The organism is Cardiobacterium valvarum (genome assembly GCF_900460955.1).
Classification (GTDB): domain Bacteria; phylum Pseudomonadota; class Gammaproteobacteria; order Cardiobacteriales; family Cardiobacteriaceae; genus Cardiobacterium; species Cardiobacterium valvarum.
Window position 1 is genome coordinate 834,316 of record NZ_UFUW01000001.1, and the last position, 26,732, is coordinate 861,047.

General features: G+C 58.4%; 20 protein-coding genes, 1 tRNA gene and 3 pseudogenes. 11 read left to right on the top strand and 13 right to left on the bottom strand.

The window, feature by feature from the left end:
* Positions 1 to 39: 39 nt before the first annotated feature.
* From DY250_RS04025 to DY250_RS04070, 10 genes are all read right to left on the bottom strand, one after another.
* The gene (locus DY250_RS04025) at positions 40 to 1,203 is read right to left on the bottom strand and encodes a M20 metallopeptidase family protein (RefSeq protein ID WP_115611028.1); all 1,164 of its coding nucleotides are present in this window, start codon (positions 1,201 to 1,203) and stop codon (positions 40 to 42) included.
* A gap of 40 nt (positions 1,204 to 1,243) precedes the next feature.
* Entirely contained in the window at positions 1,244 to 2,620 is a 1,377-nt protein-coding gene (dcuC, locus tag DY250_RS04030; RefSeq protein WP_115611030.1) for an anaerobic C4-dicarboxylate transporter DcuC, read from the bottom strand.
* A 126-nt stretch (positions 2,621 to 2,746) separates the two neighbouring features.
* On the bottom strand, positions 2,747 to 3,994 hold the full coding sequence (gene pepT / locus DY250_RS04035; protein WP_115611032.1) for a peptidase T: 1,248 nt from the start codon (positions 3,992 to 3,994) through the stop codon (positions 2,747 to 2,749).
* Between the two features lie 362 nt (positions 3,995 to 4,356).
* Positions 4,357 to 4,432 (bottom strand) — tRNA-Thr (locus DY250_RS04040).
* 312 nt (positions 4,433 to 4,744) lie between these two features.
* On the bottom strand, positions 4,745 to 5,689 hold the full coding sequence (locus DY250_RS04045) for a TPM domain-containing protein (RefSeq protein WP_115611033.1): 945 nt from the start codon (positions 5,687 to 5,689) through the stop codon (positions 4,745 to 4,747).
* 392 nt (positions 5,690 to 6,081) lie between these two features.
* Positions 6,082 to 6,909: a metal ABC transporter permease gene (locus DY250_RS04050; RefSeq protein ID WP_115611035.1), complete on the bottom strand. Its 828-nt coding sequence runs from the start codon at positions 6,907 to 6,909 to the stop codon at positions 6,082 to 6,084.
* The gene (locus tag DY250_RS04055; protein WP_115611037.1) at positions 6,906 to 7,739 is read right to left on the bottom strand and encodes a metal ABC transporter permease; all 834 of its coding nucleotides are present in this window, start codon (positions 7,737 to 7,739) and stop codon (positions 6,906 to 6,908) included. Before DY250_RS04055 ends, DY250_RS04050 begins: the two co-directional genes overlap by 4 nt.
* Positions 7,736 to 8,569: a metal ABC transporter ATP-binding protein gene (locus tag DY250_RS04060; RefSeq protein ID WP_115611038.1), complete on the bottom strand. Its 834-nt coding sequence runs from the start codon at positions 8,567 to 8,569 to the stop codon at positions 7,736 to 7,738. Before DY250_RS04060 ends, DY250_RS04055 begins: the two co-directional genes overlap by 4 nt.
* On the bottom strand, positions 8,553 to 9,434 hold the full coding sequence (locus DY250_RS04065) for a metal ABC transporter substrate-binding protein (RefSeq protein ID WP_006984164.1): 882 nt from the start codon (positions 9,432 to 9,434) through the stop codon (positions 8,553 to 8,555). The genes DY250_RS04060 and DY250_RS04065 overlap by 17 nt, the downstream gene beginning before the upstream one ends.
* Positions 9,435 to 9,624: 190 nt before the next feature.
* Positions 9,625 to 10,230, bottom strand: a complete 606-nt coding sequence (locus tag DY250_RS04070; protein WP_006984163.1) for an RNA pyrophosphohydrolase — start codon at positions 10,228 to 10,230, stop codon at positions 9,625 to 9,627.
* 113 nt (positions 10,231 to 10,343) lie between these two features.
* Here DY250_RS04070 and DY250_RS04075 point away from each other — a divergent pair, with 113 nt between their 5' ends.
* On the top strand, positions 10,344 to 10,529 hold the full coding sequence (locus DY250_RS04075) for a (2Fe-2S)-binding protein (RefSeq protein WP_083826155.1): 186 nt from the start codon (positions 10,344 to 10,346) through the stop codon (positions 10,527 to 10,529).
* A 43-nt stretch (positions 10,530 to 10,572) separates the two neighbouring features.
* Here the strand turns inward: DY250_RS04075 and plsY are convergent, their stop codons facing one another.
* A complete protein-coding gene (gene plsY / locus DY250_RS04080) occupies positions 10,573 to 11,238 on the bottom strand; it encodes a glycerol-3-phosphate 1-O-acyltransferase PlsY (protein WP_115611040.1) in 666 nt (221 codons plus the stop codon).
* 46 nt (positions 11,239 to 11,284) lie between these two features.
* On the opposite strand from plsY, the gene DY250_RS04085 reads away from it, so the two are divergent.
* From DY250_RS04085 to DY250_RS04095, 3 genes are all read left to right on the top strand, one after another.
* Positions 11,285 to 11,650: a dihydroneopterin aldolase gene (locus tag DY250_RS04085; RefSeq protein ID WP_115611042.1), complete on the top strand. Its 366-nt coding sequence runs from the start codon at positions 11,285 to 11,287 to the stop codon at positions 11,648 to 11,650.
* Between the two features lie 138 nt (positions 11,651 to 11,788).
* On the top strand, positions 11,789 to 13,582 hold the full coding sequence (aspS, locus tag DY250_RS04090; RefSeq protein ID WP_115611044.1) for an aspartate--tRNA ligase: 1,794 nt from the start codon (positions 11,789 to 11,791) through the stop codon (positions 13,580 to 13,582).
* 69 nt (positions 13,583 to 13,651) lie between these two features.
* Positions 13,652 to 15,010 carry a hypothetical protein gene (locus DY250_RS04095; protein WP_115611046.1) on the top strand — a complete coding sequence of 453 codons (1,359 nt, stop codon included), beginning with the start codon at positions 13,652 to 13,654 and terminating at the stop codon, positions 15,008 to 15,010.
* A gap of 195 nt (positions 15,011 to 15,205) precedes the next feature.
* Here the strand turns inward: DY250_RS04095 and DY250_RS04100 are convergent.
* Together DY250_RS04100 and DY250_RS14495 are read right to left on the bottom strand one after the other, a co-directional pair.
* Positions 15,206 to 15,814: pseudogene (locus DY250_RS04100) on the bottom strand (IS630 family transposase); the annotation flags it as partial.
* A pseudogene (locus tag DY250_RS14495) lies at positions 15,744 to 15,980 on the bottom strand (IS630 transposase-related protein); the annotation flags it as partial. The pseudogenes DY250_RS14495 and DY250_RS04100, both read right to left, overlap by 71 nt.
* Before the next feature lie 185 nt (positions 15,981 to 16,165).
* On the opposite strand from DY250_RS14495, the gene DY250_RS04110 reads away from it, so the two are divergent.
* From DY250_RS04110 to DY250_RS04150, 7 genes and pseudogenes are all read left to right on the top strand, one after another.
* Positions 16,166 to 17,680 (top strand): ABC transporter permease/substrate-binding protein, encoded by a 1,515-nt coding sequence (locus DY250_RS04110; protein ID WP_115611050.1) that lies wholly within the window; start codon positions 16,166 to 16,168, stop codon positions 17,678 to 17,680.
* A gap of 1 nt (position 17,681) precedes the next feature.
* Entirely contained in the window at positions 17,682 to 18,635 is a 954-nt protein-coding gene (locus DY250_RS04115) for a zinc-binding dehydrogenase (protein ID WP_115611052.1), read from the top strand.
* Positions 18,632 to 19,162 carry a ClbS/DfsB family four-helix bundle protein gene (locus tag DY250_RS04120; RefSeq protein ID WP_115611054.1) on the top strand — a complete coding sequence of 177 codons (531 nt, stop codon included), beginning with the start codon at positions 18,632 to 18,634 and terminating at the stop codon, positions 19,160 to 19,162. The genes DY250_RS04115 and DY250_RS04120 overlap by 4 nt, the downstream gene beginning before the upstream one ends.
* Positions 19,159 to 20,004, top strand: a pseudogene (locus DY250_RS14855) (NAD(P)H-binding protein); the annotation flags it as partial. The gene DY250_RS04120 and the pseudogene DY250_RS14855, both read left to right, overlap by 4 nt.
* 3 nt (positions 20,005 to 20,007) lie before the next feature.
* Positions 20,008 to 20,847 (top strand): ATP-binding cassette domain-containing protein, encoded by an 840-nt coding sequence (locus tag DY250_RS14860; protein WP_115612766.1) that lies wholly within the window; start codon positions 20,008 to 20,010, stop codon positions 20,845 to 20,847.
* A gap of 458 nt (positions 20,848 to 21,305) precedes the next feature.
* Positions 21,306 to 26,321 (top strand): phage tail tape measure protein, encoded by a 5,016-nt coding sequence (locus tag DY250_RS04145; RefSeq protein WP_115611058.1) that lies wholly within the window; start codon positions 21,306 to 21,308, stop codon positions 26,319 to 26,321.
* A complete protein-coding gene (locus DY250_RS04150; RefSeq protein ID WP_218565531.1) occupies positions 26,321 to 26,719 on the top strand; it encodes a hypothetical protein in 399 nt (132 codons plus the stop codon). The genes DY250_RS04145 and DY250_RS04150 overlap by 1 nt, the downstream gene beginning before the upstream one ends.
* The last annotated feature ends 13 nt before the right edge of the window (positions 26,720 to 26,732 follow it).

The following is a 26,732-nucleotide window of genomic DNA, read 5'->3' on the forward strand; positions in this document are numbered from 1 at the left end:
GAGGAGGCGACGGATGGTGTGCATGGGGATTCCTGTGGGTTAGGTTGGTGTTTTGAAGCGGGCGCTGTTCATGGCGATATCCACCATCATGTGCAGGCCTATGCTGAAGCTGCGTTCGTCCAGGCCGAATTGCGGATGGTGGTGCGGGTAGTCGAAGCCGGGCGAGCCGGAGCCGATTACGGCATAGGTAGAAGGCACGCAGCGGGCAAAGGCACTGAAGTCTTCACCCGCCATCATGCCAGGCAGGCTGACAACGTGGTCTGCGCCGAAGCGGGCGGTGGCCAGTTCACGCACGATAGCAGTTTTTGCCGGATCGTTCCAGGTGACGTCGTAGCCGATTTGGTAGTCGAGTTCGTAGCTCGCGCCGTTTGCCGTGCAGAGGTTTTTAATGAGGTCTTCGATGGCTTTGCGCGCAAACTGGCGGTGTTCTTCGCTGGTAGTGCGGACGCTGCCGACGAGTTCGGCGCTGTCGGGGATAACGTTCTGCGCGTGGCCGGCGCGGAAGACGGTGTTGGAGATGACCAGGGCATCGTGCGGTGAGACGCGGCGGGAGACGATGCTTTGCAGCAGGGTGATGAACTGGGCGCCGATGACGACGGGGTCAATGCTGCCTTCGGGCATGGCGGCGTGTCCACCTTTGCCGCGTATGGTGAGGTAGTAGGCGTCGGTATTGGCGCTGGCCATGCCGTCTTTGATGTCGAGGATGCCGACAGGCGAGGTGGAAAAGAGGTGCTGGCCGTAGATGAAGTCGAAGTCGTCGAAGTAGCCGGTGGCGACCATTTCCCGTGCGCCGCCGGGCAGTTTTTCTTCGGCATGCTGGAAGATGGCGTGGATTTCGCCGCTGAGGTGGTCGTAGTGGTCGTCCAGGTATTGGCAGGCGGCCATCAGTATGGCGGTATGGCCGTCATGGCCGCAGGCGTGCATTTTGCCGTCGTTCACCGAGCGGAAGGGCAGGTCGTCTCGCTCTTCCTGGATGGGCAGGGCATCTATGTCGGCGCGCAGGCCGATTTTGGCGCCGGGTTTGCCGGTGGCAAAGACGACGACGACACTGGTCGGGGTCAGGCGTTCGATGCGGCTTGCGTGTTTGAGCCTGCCCATTTCTTCGGCAATGAAGCGGCTGGTTTCCACTTCTTCGAAGGAGAGTTCGGGGTGTTGGTGCAGGTGGCGGCGCCACTCGACAAGTCGTTGCAGGTATGGGGTCATGGGGTTTGTGATGGGGTAGGGGCTGTGATGGATTTGGTCTTTATTTCGGGATGAACATCATGGTGTATACCACTACCACGAGTACCGCTACCAGGCCAGGCACGCTGTTGCGTTTGACGAGCAGCAGCGGCGAGATTTTGGCTGCGCCGGAGACGGCGACCATCACCCCGGAAACCGGTGACAGGCTGCGTCCGGTATTTGAGACCTGCATCATCGGTGCGATAAGGTAGGCGGGGTTGATTCCCATCTGGCCGGCGAGTTTCGGCGCAAGTTCGACGAAGGCGAAGAAGGCGGCATTGCCCGATCCGGCGGCGATGGCGACGATCAGGGTGATGATGACCAGCGCCAGCATGACGATGTTTGCCGCCGCGCCGGTGCTTTGCGCGGATTCGATCAGCGCCTTGACGAAGCCGATGCTTTCCAGGCCGTGCGCGAAGATACCGGCGGCGACGAGAAGCACGACCACGGCGGAGAAACCTTCCGCCATGCCCCGGTAGCAGACTTCGAGGCCTTCATAGACTTTCGCCACTTTTTTCGTGCGGGCAAATTCCAGCAGGGCGGTGATGAAGATGGTTAGGACGACCAGCCCGCCCAGTTCGACTTTTTCGGCGATGGCGCCGTCGAAGATAAAGAGGCCGATGATCGGCAGGAAGGGCAGGACGAAGTAGCCGAGCGGCGCATCGCTTTGCAGTGCGGTCGCTTCGGTGCTGCAAAGTGGCGTACCGTTCGTGGTTTGCACCAGTCCTTCGCGGCGGTCGCAATAACGCTGCCAGTAGTAATGGGCGATGGCGACGAAGAACAGTGCGACCAGCGACATCGGCAGGATGGTCTTGAAGGCGAAGTCGATCAGGTCGGCGTTGGCTTTTTCAGCGGCGAGGATGACGTCGGCTGCCGTCGGCGCAAGGTTGACCACAGTGGTGGACGAGCAGATGGCTGCCGCCGACGGCGCGCTGATGCCGAGGCGGGTCATGATGGGGAACAGCGTCGCCATGAGGAAGACGCCGAGGGCGGTCGCCGAGTGGATAGCAAACGACATCAGTCCGGCGAGAATGAAGCCGCCGATCATCAGCACATAGGGCGAGCGCACATGGCGCAGTGGTTTGTAGAGGACGCGGATGACAACGTCGTTGGCACCGACATGCGACATGTAGGCGGAGAAGCCGATGAGGATCATGATGATCATCCCCAGGCCGCCACCGCGTTTCTCAAAAAGGGCGTAGATGCTGTTGCTGACATCGGCGACGGGGTGGCCGCCGGGCGTTTTGACCACGTCGTTACCGAGAGCGAGGGCGACGACGAGCAGGGCGATGCCGATGGTAAAGAGCACGCCTTTGGCGTTGTAACCTTTGATGATGAATCCACCGGCGGCGATGAGGGCGAAGACGCCGATGAGGATACTGAGTGTGGCACTGTGCATGAGGGTATTCCGGTGGGATTAGCGGAGGACGTGTCGTTATCCCGCCCGGCGGGTCAGTCGTTACCCGCCTGGCGGAGATCTATCTTTATCCGCGCGCAACCGCTAACGGCTGCGCGCGTCTCTTGTCTAATCGCGTTGGGCGAACTCGCTGATGATGCCAAGGACGACGTTTGCCGCCTGTTCCATCACATCCAGCGAGATAAATTCAAACGCGCCGTGGAAGTTTTCCCCGCCGGTGAAGAGGTTTGGCGTCGGCAGGCCCATGTAGGAAATCTGCGCGCCGTCGGTACCGCCACGAATCGGTGCGGTGAGCGGGGTGATGCCGAAATCGCGCATCACTTTTTCAGCAATGTCGACAACGTAGCGGTGCGGTTCGACTTTTTCGCGCATATTGCGGTACTGCTCGTGGATTTCGACCTTGCCGCAATGCTCGCCGTAATCACGCTGCATCGCCGCCATCGTGTCGCTGAGCATCTTGCCGAGATCGGCCAGTTCCTCACGGGTGAAACTGCGCAGCAGATAGCGCAGGCGGCATTCTTCCAGCGTGCCCTCGAAATTATAGAGGTGGATGAAGCCCTCGCGTCCCTCGCTTTCTTCCGGGGTGAGGTGCGCAGGCAGGCGGTTGTGAAATTCGCAGGCGCGGGCAAGACCGTTCACCATCACGCCTTTCGCCGTGCCGGTGTGTACGCTGCGGCCATAGAAGGTCACAACGCCTTCGTCGGCGTTGAAGTTTTCGTACTGCAACTCGCCCAGCGGGCCGCCGTCCACGGTATAAGCGACATCCGCGCCGAAAGCCTTCACGTCAAAATGTTTCGGTCCGCGCCCGATTTCTTCATCCGGGGTGAAGGCGACGCGGATTTTGCCGTGCGGGATTTCCGGATGCGCCAGCAGGTATTCCACCGCTGAAAGAATGATGGCGATGCCGGACTTGTCATCCGCGCCGAGCAGGGTTGTGCCGTCAGTGGTGACGAGCGTGTGCCCGTGCAGGCTGTCCAGCGCCGGAAATTCTTTAGGTGAAAGTACGGCACCGCTGCCTTTGAGCGGGATGTCACCACCGCCATAGTTCTCGATGACTTGTGGTTTGACGTTCTCGCCGCTGCATCCCGGCGCGGTATCAACGTGCGCCATGAAGCCCAGTACCGGTACTTTCTTGTCAGTAGTGGCGGGCAGGGTGGCAAAGAGATAGCCCTTGTCGTCAAGCGAGATTTCCGTCATGCCCAGTGCCGTCACTTCATCGCGCAGGAGTTTCAGCAAATCCCACTGCTGCGGTGTGGTCGGCACGGTCGTGCTGGCCGCATCGGAGGTGGTGTGCACCTTCACATAACGTTGCAGCCGTTCCAAAAGCGGTTTTCTGAGCGGAATCAAAGCAGGCATATAGCACCTCATGGTTAAAAATCCGCGTGGATTCTAACACATTACCTCTGAATGAGGTGGATACAACACTGGGTAATCAATTAAATTCACATTGTTATCACGAAAAACCACATATAGATGATGGGCCCGATCGGTCATGTGCGTATAGCGATGGCGGTGAGCGGTATAGACAGAAAGGGCAGGGTGATGAGAAAAGTCCGATACTTATTCCCGCACTGATTGAATGGTTGCTATCTTCTCTCCCTGTTTATTGGTACAGGTTTGGTACAGTCAAAGTGCAAAAATCGGCGAGGGAAACGGCAAGAAAAAACCGCCTAATCAGGCGGTTTCTAAGGGAAATATAGATCAATAGAGGGTTATAGTGGAGCCGGTAAAGGGACTTGAACCCATGACCTGCGCGTTACGAATGCGCTGCTCTACCAACTGAGCTATACCGGCGAAACGCGCGCAATCATACACAGAAGCCTCCGCCAACACAACGCCAGGCAAAGGCTTCCTATGCCCCTTACCTGCCGCCCTTCTTTATTAACGCCGGGTAGTAGTCTCCCACCCTCAAATACGCCTGCTGCTTGCCGCCCATCTTGCGGATCTGTGCGTACCATCCTGCTTGAGCAGGCCGCCGATGGCGAGATGCTGCGTCTTCTGTGAGGCGTTGCCATGGTAGGGAAACGACGTGCCCCACCTGTTGAAGAAGCGCTGTGCCTAATACTGGGTGCACTGCTGTGACGGGAAGTACTGCCGGATGCCACCTCACCATGAACCGTCTGCGCCACCGCTGTCGCTACTGCTGCCACCGCCGCCGTCGTAACTGCTGCTACTGCTGTCGCTGCTGCTGTATGTGCTGCGGTAGGAGTCGCTATCGTCGCGGCGTTCGCGGCGACGGGCGACAGTATCAACATCCCCGTCATTCCCATCGTCATTGTCGTCGTCTGCTTCTTCCAGACCGACGAGGCTATCTGCAGTGCTCGTCCGTGCTTTGCCAAGGGCGATGCGGAGCCAGGCAAGGATGGTGCTGCCGAGGATGAGCAAGATGACACTGCCAAAAACAAGGCCGCTGTTGACGCCATAGAAGATGCCGAACAGCGCCCAGCCGGCACCGCAGAGCGGCGGGATGTAGATGTGGAAGCGACGGCGTTTGCCAAGGTGCCAGCCGAGTACGCAGGTGTAGACCAGGGTGAGCAGGAAGAAGTTGTAGTCGCGCTGCGTGACTGGCGCCGCTGGCGGGGCGGTGAGGTGGGAAACGATGGCATCAAGGCCGTTATCAATGCCGCCGACGTAGTCGCCGCGCTTGAAGGCGGGGGTGATGCGGGTGTTGATGATGTCTTGCAGGCGGTTTGTGCTGAGGATGTCGTCCAGCCCGCGCCCAGGCTGGATGCGCAGGCGGTGGTCGCGATGGGCGATGAGGATGAGCAGTCCGTCGTTTTTAGTGGCATCGCCCAGTTGCCAGCGGGCAAAGAGGGTTTGGGTGTAGTCCTGTAGCGGGATGCCGTCGGTGCTGTCCACAATGACGACGGCTGCCTGCATCAGACCGTTGTCATACCAACCGCGCAGCCGGGTGGTAAGGACGGCTTCCTGGGCATCACTGAGAATTTCCGCCTGGTCAATGACGGGATGGTCAAGTTTCAGGGCATCGGGGCTGACGGCATAGGCCGGGATGCAAAGGGCGAGGATAAGGCTGAAGAGGATGCGGATCATGGGGCGTTCTCGGCAGGGATGGCAGCGACATTGTAGCGTTATGGGTAAAGCAGCCGCCAAGCGGGATAAATGCTGGGCTCACGCGCTGCCGCCAAGCGGGATAAAACCTGGGTTCGTGGGCAGCCGCCAAGCGGGATAAAGCCTGGATTCGCGGGCAGCCGCCAAGCGGGATAAATGCTGGGTTCACGGGCTGCCGCCAAGCGGGATAAAACCTGGGTTCGTGGGCAGCCGCCAAGCGGGATAAAGCCTGGATTCGCGGGCAGCCGCCAAGCGGGATAAATGCTGGGTTCACGGGCTGCCGCCAAGCGGGATAAAACCTGGATTCGCGAGCAGCCGCCAAGCGAGATAAAACCTGGGCTCACGCGCTGCCGCCAAGCGTGATAGATACGGGGCTATCCCGCCCGCTTGCCCATGTGTTGCAAGGCGCGCAATCCCAGCATGAGGAAGAAGCCTGCCGCCTGGCAGAGAACGATGCTGGCACCGGTTGAGGAGTCCCAGTGGAAGCTGATAAGTACGCCCGCAATGTTGGCGGCAACCGCCAGTACCACCGCGACGGCGAGAGTGTGGTGGAAACGCTTGGTGACGAGTTGGGCGCTGACACCGGGGGCTATCAGCATGGCGACGACGAGGACGACACCGACGGCTTGCATGGCACCGATGGCGGTGAGCGTCAGCATGATGAGTAGGCTGGTGTGCAGGAATGGCACGGAGAGGCCGGCAAGGCGGGATTGGGCTTCGTCGAAGACAAACAGCATGTAGTCCCGCCATTTGACAGCAAGGATGAGGAGCACTGGCGCGCAGATAGCAATGACTTGCCAGCGTTGTTCGGGCAGCATCCCTAGCAGGTTGCCGAAGAGGATATGGGTGAGGTGCTGGTCACTGCCACTATACTGGAAGAGGAGGATACCGGCAGCGAAGAGGGTCGAGAAGATGATGCCAAGCAGGGTATCGCTGCGCAGGGTGCTGCGCCGTTCGAGCCAGCCAGTAGCCAGGGTGCAGGTGAGACCGGCAGCGAAGGCGCCAAGTACCAGCGGCAGGCCAGTTATGACGGCGATGACGATGCCGGGCAGAATGGCGTGCGAGATAGCGTCCCCCATCAGCGCCCAGCCTTTGAGGACGATGTAGCAAGAGAGCAGCGCGCAGGTAATGCCGAGCAACAGGGCGATAGCGAGCGCCTGTTGCATGAAGGGGTATTGCAGGACGTCGGTGAGGATGTTCATGAGCTTTGGCGCAGGGCGGCGAGGTGTTGCAGGCGGCGGACGGTGAAGACGGCGAGAAAGAGGCCGCCTTGCAGGACGACGACGACGGCACCGGTGATACTGTCAAGAAAGTAGCTAAGGTAGGTACCGAGGACGGCGGTGATGGTGCCGATGGCAAAGGCGGTAACAAGCACGCGGCCAAAGCTGCGGCAGAGCAGGAAGGCGGTCGCGCCAGGGGTGATGAGCAGGGCAATGACGAGGATGGCACCGACGGTTTGCAGGGCGGCAACGACGGCTGCGCTGACGAGCAGGAAGAAGAGCCAGCGCAGGCGGGTAACGGCAAGTCCGGCGGTCGTAGCCTGGATGTCGTCGAAAAAGAGCAGCATCAGGTCGCGCCATTTGAAAGCGAGGATGCTGAGCGAGATGGCGCAGATGGCGAGCATTTGCCACAGATCGTGATCGTCAATACCGAGGATGTTTCCGTAGATAACGGCTTGCAGGTTCACCGCCGTCGGGTAGAGCGAGATGATATAGAGCCCGGCAGCGAAAAAAAGGGTGAAGACGAAGCCGATGATGGCGTCCTGACGCAACATGGGCAGGCGTTTCAGGAGCAGCATGGCGGCAGCGGCGAGGATGCCGGTGGTGAAGGCGCCGAGGGCGTAGGGCAGGCGCCACAGGTAGGCGAGCGCGACGCCAGGGACGACAGCATGGGAAAGCGCATCACCTATCAGCGACCAGCCTTTGAGCATGAGGAACACCGAGAGCAGGGCACAGACGCCGCCGACTGCTGCGCTACTCAGTAGCGCTTTGAGCATGAAGTCGTAAGAGAGCGGTTCGAGCAGGGTGTTCATGGCTGACTGCTCCGGTCGTCCACAAAGACGGCAGGGTGTTCGTCGTCACTGACAATACGTACTTGCGGGGCAACCTCGCCAAGGCCGATGTTTTTCAAGACACTGCCGAAGGCGCGTTCAAGGTTGTCAACGGTATAGATGTCGTCAATGCCACCGTGGGCGATGATGCTACGGTTGATAAGGACGACTTCGTTGCAGTATTGCGGCACGGCACCGAGGTTGTGCGTGGAGACGAGCATGAGGTAGCCCTCGCTGCGCAGGGTTTTCAGGAGTTCCATCGCCGCATATTCGGTCTTCGCGTCCACACCGGTAAAGGGTTCGTCTAAGAGAATGATTCGGCTTTCCTGGGCGAGCGCGCGGGCGAGGAAGACGCGCTTTTTCTGCCCGCCGGACAGCGCGCCGATTTGCCGCCCGGCGAGATCGGCAATGCCGAGGCGGTCCAGCGCGGCGGCAACAGCAGAGCGGTCTTGCGACCGCGCGCGGCGCAGCATCCCCATATGGCCATAGCGGCCAAGCATGACCACGTCTTTGACGAGGATGGGGAAGTGCCAGTCAATATTCTCGCTTTGCGGGACGTAGGCAATGCCGTTCTGCCGCATCGCCTGGGCGACGGGCAGGCCATTGACCTGCACCGTGCCGGTTTGCGGGCGGACGATACCCATGATGGTGTTGAACAGGGTTGATTTGCCTGAGCCGTTCACCCCGACGAGGGCGCACACAGTGCTACCCGTGAGGGTGAAGCTGATGTTTTCAATGGCGCGATGTCCGTTCGGATAGGTAACGCTGACGTTTTCTACCGCAAGCGAAGGCATATCAGGGTTGGAAGCCATTGATAACGGTATCCGTGGTTACTTTAAGCAGGTCAAGAAAGGTCGGCACCGGGCCATCGGCAGTCGAGAGGGAATCCACATAGAGCACGCCACCGTATTTGGCACCGGTTTCTTTGGCGACCTGTTTCGCAGGCTTGTCGGAAATGGTGCTTTCGCTGAACACCACCGGAATCTTGTTGGCACGGACAGTTTCAATCAGTGCGCTGACCTGTTGCGGTGTACCCTGCTGTTCGGCGTTGATCGGCCACAGATAGGCTTCTTTGAAGCCGAGATCTTTGGCGAGATAGCTGAATGCCCCTTCGCTGGAAACCAGCCAGCGTTTTTCCGGCGGGATTTTCGCGACTTCTTCCTTCAGTTTGGCGTCCATCGCATCCAGTTTCGCGAGATAAGCGGCGGCGTTCTTGTGGTAATTGTCTGCGTGGCTGGGGTCGTGCTTGGCAAGCGCCTTTTCGATGTTTTGCACATAGATTTTGGCGTTGGCGACCGACATCCACGCGTGCGGGTTCGGCTTGCCGTCATAATCGCCGCCGTGAATGGACATCGGCTCAATGCCTTCGGTCACAACCACGGACGGCACATCTTTGACGTTGGCAAAGAAGCGCTCAAACCAGCGTTCCAGATTGAGCCCGTTCCAGAGAATCAAGTCTGCCTGCTGCGCCTTGACCAAATCCTGCGGCGTCGGTTCATAATCGTGGATTTCCGCGCCCGGCTTGGTGATGGACAGCACCTGCGCATCATTACCCGCGACTTCTTGCGCCATATCGGCGATGACGGTGAAGGTGGTGACCACGGTGAACGGCTTGTCGGCGGCAAAAAGCGGTGCGCAAAAGCCGCAAAACAACAAAAAGAAGAGTTTTTTCATCATAAACCTCGTTAAAAATGTGTGAAAAACTGGGTGTTTGCCCGTACGCTACGATACGCTGTTATATCTTTTCTGTAAATAGGAAACTATCGCATTTGTAATTTTCTATCATGAATTAGCGGATATTCCGTGATGCTCGGCAGTGTCCGCTCAGGTGGTATCTGGCGTGAAAAAAACCGCTCTGCGGGCTTTTTTATTTCCTTATGCGGGCAAACGATGGTGCTTTCTGTTTGTCAGCCGATGCCGTTGCGCTGTGTTGCTGTGACGGGGACACCGGTCGCTGCACGGCATCTGGCGGCAGCAGTTGTGCCAATTCGTCTAGTGCCTGGCGATAAACCTTACGTTTGAAATGCACGACCTGCGAGGGTGGTGCGAAGTAATCAATCCAGCACCATTCGTCGAATTCCGGCGGTTGCCCGGAAGCGTGCAAATTTACCGCCGGATCGCTGCTTTCCAGGCGCAGCAGGAACCATTTTTGCTTCTGCCCGATGCATTGCACCATGCCGGGGCGACGGCGACGGCGGTAGCGCACCGGCAGGCGATAATAGAGCCAGTCACGCGTTTCACCGAGCAGCGACACATCCGCCGGGCCAAGGCCGGTTTCCTCAAACAGCTCGCGCCACATCGCTTGTTCGCTTGATTCGCCGGCGTTAATCCCGCCCTGCGGGAATTGCCAGGAATCCTGCCCGCTGCGGCGTCCCCAAAAGGCCTGGTTGTGTGCGTTAAGCAGGACGATACCAACATTAAAGCGGTAGCCCTTTGCATCAAAAATATTGTTATCAGGTTGATCATTATCCATGTGGCTATTCTTTCATATGCACCGCCGCCGCACAACGCGCCGCCCGTGAAAAGGTTTGACTATACGGCGGTTTGCCGTTACATTAAATTCAAATAACATTACTTCCCATCCACATGTACGTTTGTATTTGCCAAGGCATTACCGATCGCCAAATCATTGACGCTATCGCCCAGGGACATGACAGCACTGCCGCCATTGCCTCCACGTTGGGCGCAGGCAGTTGCTGCGGCAGATGCTGCGAGACGGTGGAACATCTGGTTGCGTCCCACACCAAGCCAGCGGTTTATCACGCGGCCTGAATCAAAAAAGCCCCGGATTCTCGGGGCTTTTTTATGGACTCAATTACTCGTCATCGTCCTCATCCGCAAACGGGTCTTTCATTTTGCCGCCGCCAAAAGGAGCCTCCTCACCTTTGAGGAGCCGCTCGATATTGCTGCGGTGGCGGTAGAACAGCATGCCGACGATGATGAATACCGCCGTCAACATATAGGCCCAGTCTTTCCCCGGCGTATAAAAAATAGAGGCGATCGCGACAAAGGCAGCGGCAGACAAGGCGGAAAGCGAAGAAATGCGCGTGTTATAAAACACCGCGCCCCAAATAGCGGCACCAAGCAGGGCAACGATTGGATTCCAGGCAAGCAGTACGCCAAAGGCCGTTGCCACCCCTTTACCGCCTTCAAAGTTGAAGAACATTGGATACAAATGGCCGAAAAATGCGCCGAGACCGACCAGCACAATCACCAAATCGTCGATGCCGACTGGGAAAAAACGACGCAAAATAATGAAGACTACCACAGGGATAAGGCCTTTCAGCAAATCGCCTGCCAAGGTGATGGCAGCAGCCTTTTCCCCGGCAATGCGCAACACATTTGTCGCCCCCGGATTGCCTGAGCCGAGCGTACGCGGATCGCCAAAACCCATGGCGCGGCAGACAATCACCGCCGATGATAACGAGCCGCAAACATAGCCGGCAATTGCGCCGAAAAGGCAAAAAAGAAAATGTTGCATAACACCCCCTGAGTGCGATAATTCAGAAAAAACCATTCATAACCCTATGACTATGCAAGACATCATCTACATCCATGCAATACGGGTACGAACCGTCATCGGCATTTTGCCCCATGAACGCGCGGCGAAGCAAACCCTCATCATCAGCTGCGAACTGGGCACCAACACCCGTGCTGCCGGCGAAGCGGATGAAATCAAGCAGGCGCTAGATTATGCCGCCATCTGTGCTGACATCATAAAATATGCAGAAAACAGCCAATACAGCCTCATCGAAGCCTTCGCCGAACACCTTGCCGCGTACCTGCTCACCGCCTACCCGCTTGCCGCCAACATCTGCCTCGACATCCAGAAACCCGGCGCACTCGAAGCCACGCGGGAAGTCGGGCTGCGAATCTACCGTGAGCGAAAGTGAGGCACTATAATGCAGCCGCTTAAAATCTGGCGGTATCCGGCGTAGGGCAGCCTGCCGCACAAAAAAACCACATCAAACACAGCGGTCGCTATTCCCTTGGCCGCCTCATTCACCGTTATTACCCAAAAAGGAAAACACATGTACAGACAACACTATGCGGCAGACGTGACTGAAAAACTCAACGGAGAGACCGTCAAAGTTGCCGGCTGGGTACACCGCCGACGCGACCACGGCGGCGTCATCTTCATTGACCTGCGCGACCGCAGCGGCCTCGTGCAAATCGTTATTGACCCCGACACCGCCGAAGCCTTCGCTCTTGCCGAACAAGTGCGCAGCGAATACTGCCTCGCCATCGAAGGCCGCGTCCGCCTGCGTCCGGCTGGTACCGAAAATCCCGACATGGCCAGCGGCAAAATCGAAATCCTCGGCAAAATGCTCACCGTCCTCTCCAAATCCGAAGCGCTGCCCTTCCAGCTTGACGAAGACAACGTCTCCGAAGAAGTGCGCCTGAAAAACCGCACTATTGACCTGCGCCGCGAAGTCATGCAGAAAAACCTCATCCTGCGCAGCAAAGTCGCTTCCTCCCTGCGTCGTTACCTGGATGATCACGGCTTCCTCGATATCGAAACCCCGATGCTGACCAAAGCCACCCCGGAAGGCGCGCGCGACTACCTCGTTCCCTCACGTACCCACCCCGGTAAATTCTTCGCCCTGCCGCAATCGCCGCAACTCTTCAAACAAATGCTGATGATGAGCGGCTTTGACCGCTACTACCAAATTGTGCGCTGCTTCCGCGACGAAGACCTGCGCGCTGACCGCCAGCCCGAATTTACCCAGCTTGATATCGAAACCTCCTTCCTTGAAGAAGAAGACATCATGCAGATCATGGAAACCATGATTCGTGGCATCTTCAAAGAACACCTGAACGTCGATCTGCCTGACCCCTTCCCGCGCATGACCTACCGCGAAGCCATGCGCCGCTACGCCTCGGACAAACCTGACCTGCGTATCCCGCTCGAACTCGTGGACATCGCCGACCTCGTCAAAGACAGCGGTTTCAAAGTCTTTGCCAGCGTCGCCGCTCAAGAAAACGGTCGCGTCGTCGCCCTGAGAATCCCCGGCGGCAATAAACTCACCCGCAAAGAAATCGACGATTACACCGCCTACGTCGCCCGCTACGGCGCCAAAGGCCTCGCCTACATCAAAGTCAACGACAAAACCAGCACCGAAGGCCTGCAATCGCCCATCGTCAAATTCCTGACCAAAGAAGGCGGTGCAGAAGGCGCTATCGCGCTTGACATCGTGCAACGTGTCGGTGCTGAAAACGGCGACCTCATCTTCTTCGGTGCAGACAAAGCCAGCATCGTCAACGACGCCATCGGTGCGCTGCGTATCAAAGTCGGCCACGACCTCAATATGCTCACTGGCCCTTGGGCACCGCTGTGGGTTATCGAATTCCCGATGTTCGAATACGACGAAAAAGACAAACGCTGGTACTCCATGCACCACCCCTTTACCCAGCCCAAAACCGCGAACCTTGACGACCTCGACCGCAACCCCGGCGAAGTCCTCTCGCGCGCCTACGACATGGTGCTGAACGGCACCGAAGTTGGCGGCGGCTCCATTCGTATCCACCGCGACGATATGCAACAACGTGTCTTCCAAAGCCTCGGCATTGGTGAAGAAGAAGCCCAACAAAAATTCGGCTTCCTGCTGAACGCCCTCAAATACGGCTGCCCGCCGCACGGCGGCATCGCCTTTGGCCTTGATCGCCTCATCATGCTGATGGCGGGAGCCAAATCTATCCGCGACGTCATGGCCTTCCCGAAAACCCAGACCGCCTATGACCCGCTCACCGACGCTCCCTCGGAAGCCAGCGAAGAACAACTCAAAGAACTGCATATCCGCAAGCGGGAAAAACCAACGGGCTGATGACCAACCCAACGCCTCCGCAAGGAGGCGTTTTTCACAAACTGCGACAAGAATGGAATATTACGACAAATGAAAAACTGGGAACTGTGGATACAGCGCAATAAAGAACATCTCCAACATCCGGCGAATCTCAAAGAGCAGTTTGTCCGGCAAATCCTGAGCAAAATTGACGACGTCAGTCCGGAAGATCTCAGCGTGACACACCGCTTTACCGATGCCAAAGGCAGCGAGCGCAGTATCGACATCCTCATTGAAAATCCGGAAAAGAATCAGCGGCTGGCTATCGAACTGGACGGTCTCGCCCCCTATAAATCTGCCGATGGCGACATCGATTACCGCCGCTTTAATGAATTTCTCGAACAGCAAAACGCGCTGCTCAATGCCTTTGGCGTCGTCCTGCGCTACAGCGCCACCAAAATGCAGCATGCGCCTGATGTCATCATGAGCGAAATTGGCGACATCTTGCGTGCGCAGGCACAGGGCGATTACACCCCGAAAAACAAGAAAGAGGAATACGCCGCCATTGTCGAGGCCTATCAGGAGGACATTCTGGCGTTGAAAAAAATATGGGCGACGGAAGCGAGCGGTCTGAAAGAGCAGGCGGACCGCGTGGTCGCGCAAGCGGCGGGCAAGGGCAGAAATGATGCCCAGCTGCATGCGAAAATGCAGCTGCTGGATGCGGAAATCCGCACCTATGAAGAGAAAATCCGCCAATATCAGCGGGCATCCATTGCCACCGTGATTGCCAACGAAATCGACATCAAGGCCCTCATCGCAGAAATTCAAACTCTCAAAGACATCATGGCCGATCTCCGCCAAGCCTCGGTTGAGGACTCGCAGGGTGGATATGAACGAAAATCAGCGGCACCCTGGGTGCTGGGTATTGTTGCCGTGTTGGCGCTTGGTGCAGCTGCGGTGGGCGGTTACTACTATTTTGCCAAAGTAGCGGGGAAAAAAACGCCGCTTCCGGTGGAGGAAGATTCACCGGCAGTGCTGACCGAATTACCGGTTATCGGGCAGGCCGTCAGCAATACAGGGATATCAAACACGCGCCCTGTCGTGAGCAGCGACGTTGTACCACCGACACCAGTTGCCGCAACTGCTGAACAACAGCCACAACCGGAAACGCGTACCAGTGATGGCAGCATCATGGCACGTGAAGCAGGGCAGTACATCGGCGAAACCCGTCGCGTCTGCGGTAAAGTCGCCGCCTTGAAAGAAGCGAAGAAAAGTATTGCGCTCCATTTTGATGCGCCTTCCCCCAACCAGTCCTTTACCGCCGTAGTCTGGAAGACAAGTCGGGTATTGAGTCGCCAGGCTTCTCATCTGATGCATGCCGATATTTGCGTAACTGGCAAGATCGAGGAAAACCGGAAGAAACCGCAGATGACCGTCAGTGAGTCTGCCCAGATTTCTTTTAATGACTGATGCTTCGTACACGATAAAAATTTGCCAAGCGACGTAAATATTGGCTCGCCAAGGTACTGTAATCAACTGTCAATGCCTCAACGCCAGCTCTGGGTTAAATGGTTGATTCTCTTTAATTACTTTATAGTCGAATCGCTAATAAAGAGTAACGAGAGTAAAGAACCAAAACAGCAGGGCATTCACATCAGCCAACCGTCATTGTTTCCTCAACCGTTTGATCCATGCCCATGTCTTCTCTATCGGGTTGAAATCCGGGCTATAGGGCGGAAGCCACAGCACCGTATGTCCCTCAGCCTGTAACGCACCCGGCGTGTCCTGCCGTTTGTGGAAGGAGGTGTTGTCCATCACGATCACGCTGCAGGCGGGCAGTTCCGGCAGCAGTATTTCTGTCGCCCATGTATGAAAAACATCGCTGTCCATGCTGCAATCGAAGGCAGCGAAAGCAAATGGCACGGTGCCACACAGGGCACCGATAACGTTGGTTTGTGCCTTGCTCCATCCGGATACGCCTGCGCATTTTTGCCCGCGTGGTGCATAGCCGTAAGGACGGGAGATGTCTTTTTTGAAGCCGCTTTCATCGATATAAACGAATGGATGCAGGCGTTCTTCGTAGACACTTTTTACTTCGAGGAATTCACGGCGTTTTTCTTCGTCTGCCTTGCGGTGGCGGAAGTCTTTTTTTAACGGTGAAGCGATAGCGTTTGAGCGCCTTGCAGATGCCGTTTTGCGAGCAGCCCAGACGTGCAGCCCTTTCCCATTGATAGTCATCAGGGTGCTCGGCCACGTCTTGCCGGATGACTTCTTCTGTGAGAAGGCAGGGCGTAGAACGGCGGCTGCCTTTGGGCTCTGGCTGTTTCTTCCAGGTAGCAAGGGTGTTGGGGCTGATGCGGTATCTGGCTGCCACTTCGCGATAGGTGCTATCTTCGAGTTCTGCAAGGATTTTTTTCCGGATATAGGCTGGATAGGTCATGATTTTGATGGTTACTGTTTTTTTTCTATTTAACTATATCCCGCTTGGCACACCAGCAATGAATGCGTGACGAATTTGCCGATTGCTATTATGAAGCCCACTGCAAACGGTTTCCCCGCTCGCGGAGATTATCAAACGCTGGTCGACACGGTACGATGCCCTTTTCTTCTCATGGGGGCAGGCCGATGGACTCTCTTTCTTTCGCGTATCTGTGGCAGGCGATGCTGGAACATCTGTGGTTGTCGGCGTTGTCGCTGGCGGCGGCGATTGTTATTGCCGTGCCGCTTGCCGTGTGGCTGGCCGAGAAGCGCCGCCCGGCCGAGCTGGTGTTGCAAGGCACCGGCGTGTTGCAGACGATTCCGTCGCTGGCCTTGCTGGGGTTGTTGATTCCGCTGGTCGGCATCGGCTCGCCGCCGGTCTTGATTGCGCTCACGCTCTATGCCTTGTTGCCGATTTTCCAGAACACCTTACTCGGCCTGCGCCAGATTGACCCCGCCATCAAGGAAGCGCACACTGCCTTTGGCCTGTCGCGCGCGCAGGCACTGGCGCGGATTGAGCTACCGATGGCGTTGCCGGCGATTATTTCCGGCATCCGCACCGCTGCCGTTCTGGTCATCGGCACGGCAACGCTGGCAGCGCTGATTGGCGCAGGCGGGCTGGGCAACCTGATTCTGCTCGGCATCGACCGCAACGACATGGTGCTGACCTTTACCGGCGCGGCGCTGGCCGCTGTGCTGGCGGTGCTGATGAGCGCGTTCTTCGCTTGGCTGCAAGCCTCCCGCCACAAGGTGGCATTGCTTGGCGTGTTGTTGCTGGGGCTGGGCGCGGTCGGGCTGGCGCAATTCGCCGCCGCGCCAACGCGGCAGACGGTAGTGGTCGCGGGCAAAATGGGCAGCGAGCCTGAGCTGCTGATTCATATGTACAAGCTCTTGATTGAGCAACACGATCCGCAGCTGCGCGTCGAGGTCAAGCCCAATTTTGGCAAAACGGCTTTTCTTTTCAACGCCCTGAAAAGCGGCGACATCGACATCTACCCCGAATTTACCGGCACGGTGCTGGAAACACTGGTGCAAGTGCCGCCCGGCGAAAACAGCCGCGCATTAAGCCAGGACGAGACCTATCAACTGGGCGCGCGCCTGCTCAATGAACAATTCGGCCTGCGCCTGCTGCCGCCGATGGCCTATGAAAACACCTACGCCCTCGCCGTGCCGCAAAGCTACGCCGCCACGCACCGCTTACAGCGCATATCCGATCTGGCGCGCGTGCAAAACAGCGTCCGCGCCGGCTTTACCCTGGAATTCATGAACCGGCAGGACGGCTACCTCGGTTTGCAGCGGCACGGCATCCGCTTCGCCCACGTCGTCAGCCTTGAGCCGGCGCTGCGCTACACCGCGCTGGACAGCGGCCACATCAATCTGCTCGAAGCCTTTTCCACCGACAGCGAGCTGCGCCAATACCACCTCACCGTGTTGCAAGACGACATCGCCCTCTTCCCCCACTACCAGGGCGCGCCGCTGATGAAGGCAGCCTTCGCCGAAGCGCACCCCGGCATCGTGCAGGCGCTGAACGTGCTGGCCGGGCAGATCAGCGCGGAAGAGATGAGCGAGATGAATTACCGCGTCAAAGCACAGGGCGAAAGCGCGGCAACGGTTGCCAAAGATTTTTTGCAGCAGAAAGGCTGGTTAACACAGGGGAAATAGCATGAAAGCCATCGTTATCTACGAACCCGGCGGCCCGGACAAGCTGATTTACCAAGACGTGCCGACGCTGCAGGTCAAAGAAGGCTGGTCGCTCGTCAAAGTCAAAGGCTTCGGCATCAACCATTCCGAAATTTTCACCCGCGAAGGGAAAAGCCCCAGCGTGCAGTTCCCGCGCATCCTCGGCATCGAGTGCGTTGGCGAAGTTGCGGAAAGCAGCACGCCCGCCCTGCAAGCGGGGCAGAAAGTTGTCTCCATCATGGGCGAGATGGGGCGGGCGTTCGACGGCAGCTACGCCGAATACGTCCTGCTGCCGAACGCGCAGATTTACCCCATCGAAAGCGACCGCGACTGGGCGACCCTCGCCGCCATCCCCGAAACCTACTACACCGCCTTCGGCTCGTTGCAACAACTGCGCATCGCGCCACATGACCGTGTGCTGGTGCGGGCGGCGGCCAGCGGTGTTGGCGTTGCCTTTGCCCTGCTGCTGAAAGCACGCCTGCCGCACATCACCCTGCACGGAGCCTGCCGCAAATTAGAAAAGGCCGAGCGCCTGCGGGCGGTGGGTTTCGATGCCATCATCGCTGATAGCAACGGCGTGCTGCAAACAGATGAAAGCTACGACAAAATCCTTGAACTGGTCGGCCCTGCCACCCTGCGTGACAGCCTGGCGCATATCAATGAAGGCGGTATCGTCTGCCAAACGGGGCAACTCGGCAACCAGTGGTACCTCAACGACTTCGACCCCATCGTCGAACTCAAGCACAACAGCTACCTCACCACCTTCCATTCCGCCCTGGTGTCGGGTGAGCGAATCGCTGCATTGTTCCGCGACATCGACGCGTACAACGTGCCCGTTCCCATCGAACGCCGCTACACCCTCGAACAGGTGCCCGACGCGCACCGCTTTCTGCAAAGCGCGGGCAGCTTCGGCAAAGTCGTGGTGGTGAATGAATGAAGCACTATCAGAGCAAAGCGGAACTGATCGCCACGATACAGACGGCGCTGGACAAATACCTCGCCGAATTTGCCGACATCCCCGAAGCAGCCAGGCATACCCGCGCGACGGACAGCGGCAAGACGCCCTCGGAACACCTCGCTTATCAACTGGGCTGGGTGACCGCCCTCTTGGACTGGGAGCGGCGCGAACAGGCGGGTGAAGCGGTACAAACACCCGCCCCCGGATACAAATGGAACGCCCTCGGCGATTTGAACCAGCACTACTATCACACCTACGGCGCACTCACACTGCCCGGGCAGCAGACGATGCTGCGGGAAAAAGTTACCACCCTGTGCGCATGGATTGACGGCCTAAGCGACGACGAACTGTTCCTGCCCGGACAACGGCAATGGGCGACCACCGCCGCCCAATGGCCATTATGGAAGTGGATACACATCAACACCGTCGCCCCGTTTACCAACTTCCGCACACAAATTCGCAAATGGAAGAAAGCCATTTATCCAACCCAAGGAGACACAACATGAACCTCGCCATCACCGGCGCCAGCGGTCACATCGGCGGCATGGTCGCCCGCCACCTCAGCGCACGCGGTTTGCCGCTGATTTTGCCGCTGCGCAACCCCGCCAAAGCACCCGATCTGCCCGCTTGCGAAGCGCGCCCCTTTACCTACGGCGATTTCGAACTGGCCCGGCAGGCGTTAAGCGGCGTGGATGTGCTCTTTATGGTGTCCGCCGCCGAAAGCCCAACGCGCGAGCAGGAGCACCTGACTCTGGTACGCGCGGCAGCAGCGGCGGGTGTGCAGCATTTGGTGTATCTGTCCTTCGCCAGTGCCAGCGCCAGCAGCACTTTCACCCTGGCGCGCACCCACGCCGCGACCGAAGCTGCCATCCAGCAAACCACCATGCGCTACACCTTCCTGCGCGACAACTTCTACAGCGAAATGATAGCGACGATTGCTAACGCCGACGGCATCATCGCCGGCCCTGCGGGCGATGGCCGTGTTGCCTGCGTCTCGCAGCAGGACGTAGCACAAGCGGCGGCCAACATCCTTGCCGCTATCGCCTCCGGCGACGACCGCCACCACAACCGCAGCTACACCCTCACCGGCAGCGAAGCGCTGACTTTCGCCGCCATCGCCGCCGTTTTGACCGACATCACCGGCAAACCGCACCGCTACCACAACCAAACCCTTGCAGAAGCCTATGCCAGCCGCGAACGCGACTACCCCGACACGCCCGCCTGGCAAATCGAAGCGTGGGTGTCTACCTACACCGCGATCGCAGGCGGCGAACTCGCCACAGTTTCAGACGACCTGCCGCAACTATTGGGCCACGCACCACGCCGTTTTGCCGAAGTCGTGAGGGATTTTATGCAGCCTGAACGCATCCCGCTGATCGAATTCAAAAACGTCAGCAAACGCTACGACAGCCACGCCGCCGTGAGCGAACTGAACCTCACCATCTACCAGGGCGAATTCTTTGTGCTGGTGGGCGGCTCCGGCAGCGGCAAATCCACTACCCTGCGCATGATTAATGCGCTTACCGAGCCGACCGACGGCGACGTGTACTTCAACGGCCGGCGCATCAAAGACTACGACATCCGCCCGCTGCGCCACCGCATCGGCTACGTGCTGCAACAAATTGCCCTCTTCCCCACCATGACCGTTGCGCAGAACATCGAACTGATGCCCGACATCCTCGGCTGGGACAAGGCGCAACGCAAAGCGCGCGCTAGCGAACTGCTCGAACTCGTCGGCCTCTCGCCCACGCAATACCAAAACCGCTATCCGCACGAACTCTCCGGCGGCGAGCAACAGCGCGTCGGCATCCTGCGTGCCATTGCCGCCAAACCCGACATCCTGTTGATGGACGAACCCTTTTCCGCTCTCGATCCGCTCGCCCGCGCCTCCCTGCAAGAAACCGTGTCGCTGATCCATAAAAAACTCGGTACCACCATCGTCTTCGTCACCCACGACATGGCGGAAGCGCTGAAACTCGCCTGCCGCATCGGCGTGATGCACCAGGGGCGGCTGGTGCAAGTCGCAACACCGCAGGACATCCAGAACTACCCGGCGGATGACTATGTGCGTTCGCTCTTCAGCGCGACGCAGACGAATGACAACGCCGCCAGCATTATCGCCATGATTGAGCAGTTAAACAGCGCCGAGCAGGCAAAAATACGGGCTTATTGCGCGCGGCAGGCGGGATAAAAACGAGATTGCGCAGGGCGAACCAGTATTTACGCCGCTTGGCAGCCCCGGTATTTGCACTGCTTGGCGGGCCCAGCAGTTATGCCGCTTGGCGAGACATCAGCGCAGTCTGCGGCAAGGCAGCACAAATTTATCGTGAACGAAGGCGCAGGGTGGCGAAAGGACGGGCAGTCAACTACAGCATCACGCGATAAATCTCCGCATCCCTTTCGCTGAAGCAGCAGAAAATTACGGTTTCAATAGACTGATGGGGGATGTTATAAATCTAGGGGCGAGAATGTTATAAATGGGAAAAATCGGGAAGCAGCGGGAAAATACGGGAAGAAAAATTGAGACGGCGTTGCAAATATTGAGCGCTTGGGAATGACCCAAAAACACCCTCGCAAATATCAAACTAGTCTAATCGCGGCCCCTTTGAACGGGGCTTAAATTTTGTCTCACCAACAGCAGGTGAGACGATGGCAACCAACCAATTACGAACGGAACTACTCATCAGCGCCGCCGTCGAAGGTGCTGAACGCATTGAACAGCTCGCACACGCGATTGAAAACGCGGGTGGTGACGCCTCAAAGCTCAGGGAAGAGGGCGCTCGTCTGGTTGCGGAGCTAGCCCGTCTTGAAAATCAGCAAGCGCTCATCACTCAATTTACCCGCCTGCAAGAAGGTAGCCGCGCCGCTGCCGAGGCATTTGCCGAAGCCGAAGCCAAACTCAACCGTCTTGCCAGTGAAACGCAAGCGGCGCGCGGCGCGGTCCAATCATTTGCCGACCGCGCCACGCTGTTGCAGACAGCGCTTGCCGACAACCGCGAGCACACCAGCGCTTTGCAGGATGAAATCGCCCGGCTCAAGGAAGAAATCAACGCGTCCGGCGGCGCGACGGATGAACAGCGCACCCGTCTTGAGGACTTGAAAGCGGCGCTTGCCGCCGCCCGCGAGGAGGCAAAAGGTTACCGGCAGGAGCAGGCCGAAGTCGGCAGGGCGCAGCGCGAGGCGCAACGGCAGGTGGATGAACTGACGCGGGCCACCGAAGCGGCACGACGGGAAGCGGCGACCGCCGCCGGTCAGAATGACGAACTGGCGCAGAACCTGCAACGCGTGAGCGACGCCATGCACGAGGCGGGGATCTCAACCGGCGATCTGGCCGAACAGCAGCGCAGTATCGGCGAAAGTGCTGAGGCAGCGCGTGCTGAACTCGAAGCCCTGACCAGTGAGGCGCAACGTTTGCAGGAAGTTGCGCAGGCGCGCGTTACCCTGGGGCTTGACGATGACGACCGCATCCGCGAGCAGATTGAGGCCGTCACCCGCGCCTACGAGCTGTTGCGCGACCAGGGCAACCTGACCGAGGAAGAGCTGGCACGTGCGGCAGAACTGCACAGCCAGCGTCTAGCTGAACTGGAAGAGCAGCTTGGCAACCTTGGCGAGGCCGCCGAGAAATCCGGTGACCGTCTTGAGCAGGTCATCAGCGGCCTGAGCGAGCTGGCCGCCGCAGCGGGCAGCCTCACCGCCGTCATCAATGAAGCGGTGCAGTTTGAAGAGGCGATGGCGGGCGTCAAGAAAGTGGTGGACGCTACCCCTGCACAAATGGAGGCCCTGTCCGGCACGGTGAAAGAGCTGGCTGTACAAATGGGGCTGGCCAAGGAAGAAGTAGCCGAAATGGCCGCTGCCGGCGGGCAGCTGGGTGTTGCCTTTGATGATCTGCCACAATTTATCGAGCTGGCCGGACAAATGAGCATTGCCTTCGGTATGACCGCCGATGAAGCCGGGAATGCAGCGGCCAAACTGTCCAACGTTTTTCAAATACCCCTGAGCGACGTGCGCCAGCTGGGTGACGCCATCAACACCCTCGGCAACAACACCGCCGCAACCGAAAACGAAATCACCGAAGCATTGCTGCGCATCGGCGGCAGTGCCAAGCAGTTTGGGTTGGCCAGTGAACAGGCCGCTGCCCTGTCTGCCGCCTTTATCTCACTCGGCAAATCCCCGGAAGTGGCCAGTACCGCCATCAATGCCATGCTCAACCGCCTGCAAACCGGCGGCGAAGGTGTCAAATCCTTTGCCGAAGGGTTGGAAGACCTCGGTCTGTCGAGCAAGACACTGGCCGAGAACATCAAGAACAACCCGAATGCTGCCCTGCGTGATTTTTTGGGACGCTTGCAGGAACTGGACGAGCAGCAGCGCGCCATCACCCTGACCAAGCTGTTTGGCCAGGAATACAGCGACGACATCAGCCTTGCCGTCGGCAGCCTGAAAACCTTTGATGATGCCCTGGCACTCGTTGCCGACAAAAGCCAGACGGCAGGCGCGATGCAGAAAGAGTTTCAGGCGCGCATGGATACCACCGCGCAGAAAATCGAGCAGGCTAAAGCCGCCATCAGCAACCTGACCACATCCATCGGCCAGCAAATGTTGCCGGTCGTGGCCAATATGGCGCAGACCGTAGGGAACGCCGGGCAGGCACTCGGCAAATTCGCCGAAGCCCATCCGCAACTGACCGCTTTTGTCGCCCTGCTGGTCGCCGCCAAGACGTCCTCCGTCGCCTTTGCAGCGGCGATGACAGCAATGGGGCGCGAGGGTGTGACCGTTACCTCTGCCGTGACTGCCGGATACCGCCGGACGGCGGCAGCAATGGCGACCGTACGCGCGCAACTGGCGGGGATTACCTCGGCAAGTGCGGCGGCGAGTACAGCCATGCGCGGTTTTGTTGCCTCGGCGCGCTGGCTGGTTAGTAACCCCATCGGCATCACCATGATTGCCGCCGCGTCGGCAGTAGCCATATTCAGCGAGCGGGCCGACAGTGCCAACAAATCTGTGGGCGACATGCGTGACAAGGTGGACGAGGCTGATGCCGCGATCAACAAACTGAACGCGCAACTGGCAAAAGGGATGGAACTGGACGCCGCCGGTGTCAGCGATGCCCTGGCGAAGGCCAATGCTGCCGCCGAACAAAGCCGCGACGCCATCCTCAAACTCGAACGCGAGATGAAGCGTTTCGATACGGCACCGGGAATGTTTGACCGTGCGCTGGACGGGCTGAAAGACATCACCCCGCTATGGGACAGTCATGCCGAAAAGCTGGCTAAGGCACAAAAAGAATACGAACGGATGCGGCATGAAGCCGAGCGTCTCGGCGCCGAGCAGGAAAAACTGGCGGCGCAGGCGGCGGCAAGCAAGGCGATGGACGACATGCTTGCCAAACAGAAGCAGGCTGCCGACGCCGCCAAACACATCAGCAACGAAACCCGTGTCACTCTCGACAATCTCAACAAACTGGCGGGCAGTGCCGCCGCGCTGACGCAAGAACAAGTGGACGCCGTGCGGCAATCACTACGCACCCTGTCATCCTCTGCCGCCGTAGATGAAGCCGAAAAAGCCATCCGCAAACTGCGCGACGAGAACAAAATCACCTGGCAGGAAGAGCGCGACCTGCTGGATGAACTGCAAAACCGCACCGTATCGCTCGGCGACATCGGCATTATCACGGCCAGCGGCCTGCAAAAAGCACACAAGCTGACGCGCGACGAAGTGGAGAATCTCGCCAAGGCCTATCAGAAGCTGGGGCAAGATGTGCCACAAGCCTACCGCAGCATGAGCGAAGCGGAAAAAGAGGTCACGGAAGCACTGCAAAGCATCGTTGACAAAGTCAAACCGACTGCCGATGAAATGCAGCAACTCCTGCAAAACGCGCTGAACAAAATAGATACCACCGAGGGCGTGGCCGCTATCAACCGCATCTATCATGAATGGGCGAAAACTGCTGACATCAGCGAAACGGAGGCACAGCGGATACAAGAAATGATGGTGGGCAGCGTGTCGCGCATTGGCAGCGGCATGGGGGAAGCGCTGAAAACCCTCAACCTCGACCTGCAAGAATTTGCAACCGGCATCAGCGACAAAGCAGGGAAGGCGCTGGAAGCCTTTGGCACGCTGGCCGCCAATGCGGGCGGTAGCACCGAATTACTGGCGCGCGCCTACGCTGCCGCCGGCAAACAGGTCAGCGGCAGTAGCGACGCCCTCGAACAGCTCAATGCCAAGCTGCTGGCTAGCGTCAATGGCGACAAGCAGAAAGCCGAAGCGGTAAAAGAAGCGGCGGAAGCGATGGGCAAGTTAAGCGAAGCAGCCAAGAGTGCCCATGCCGAGACGGAAAAAAGCCTGTCCGCCATCGGTCTGTCATATGAAGACACCGTCCGGGGACTCTCTGCCGGGGTGCATGAGATGACCGAAAACTGGAAAACCGGCATGGCAGGCTTGCGTGAAGAAGGGAAAAGAACCGCCACTGCGGTACGCGATGCTTTTGACACCAATCTTGCCAAGCTGAAAACCACGGATGATTTCAAAGCCTTTAATGATGCCTTGCAACAGACCGGTACGGCTGCCCAGCTCGGAGCGGAAAGGATGCGGGCGTTACGCGCCGGGATGCAGGGCGGGGCGGAAGCCGTCAAGGCTCTTAGTGAAAGCCTCGGCGACAACACCGAAGCCAAGCGGCAGAACAACGAAGAGACCGGGAAAGCAGCCGAAGGCACAAAAGCCGACCGTGACGCCAAAGCCGACGACACCGAAGCCATCAAGGCCAATACAGAAGCGGTCAAAGAAAATGCCAAGGCCAAAGGCGAGGATGTTGACGCTACCGAAAAGAGTACTGCTGCAAACAAGAAAGCGGGTGACAGCAGACTCTACCTCTACGACAAAACCAACCTTACCACCGAGGCTATCAACAATCTGGATGATGCGCTTAACCGCATGAACAGCAACACCATCCTCGGTACGCAGGGCGTGATTGACATGTGGGCGAAGCAGGCAAATGCGGCGGCGCAATATGTGGCGGACGTACAAAAGGCGACCGATGCCGTCGAAATGCTCAACCGTAAAACGTCCGACGGCACCGTCTCCATGCAGGACATCGCCGAAGCGACCCATGCCGCCTCCAGCCGCATTGCCCAGCTGGATAGCGCCACCCTGAACAACCTGCACAGTGCCATTGATGCCGCCCGGCAAAAACTGGCCGACCTTGCACAACAGGCGCGGGACACCACCGCCAGCCTTGAAGCCGAGCTGGCGCAACTCAGGGGCGACGACAGCAAAACGGCGGCGCTGGAACAGGAGCGCAAACTGCGCGAACTGAACGCCAAGCTGCACGAGGCCGAAGTCCGCCGCAATGACGAGGAAATCGCGCAGTACCGCCGCGCGATTGAACTGCAACGGCAGATTGGTGATGAGAAAGCGCGGCAGGCAGCAGCAAAGAAAGCCGAAGAGCAGCAGCAACGACAACAGCAACAGCAGCAGCAAACAAGCGGCAACAACGGGCGGGGCAACAACGGGCGCGGCAACAGCAGCAGCGGTAACTCACGCGGCAACGGACGCGGTTATACCGCCGCCGAAGTGGCCGATGCTTTTGACGCCCGCATTGCCCAATCACGCCGGGAGGGCAGAGATGATTTTGCCCGCGAACTGCACGACGAAATGAAACGGAGGACCTGATGCATTGGAAACTCACCCGTAAAGATACATCCGACCACGTCGATCTACCGGAAGACATGTACTGGCAGGACGAGTTTGACTGGCAGGCCCTTGCCCAAGCGACACCGCAATACTCGCTGGGTGGTGCGGTCATCGTGCAGCAGGGCACCATGCTGGCCGGGCGCCCCATTACCCTTAGCGGTGAATGGATTTGGCTACCCCGCGCGACGCTGCTCACGCTGACGGCTTGGGCAGATGTGCCGGAACTGGAAATGACCCTCAGCCATCCCGACGGACGCAGCTTTAACACCTGCTTTGCTCGCCCCGCCTTGTCCAATATCACTCCAGCCTATTACCTCGCTCCCGAAGACGGCAGCGCTCAGTACGAAGCCCCTGTCATCCATTTAATGACCATTTGAAACCGAGTCAAAA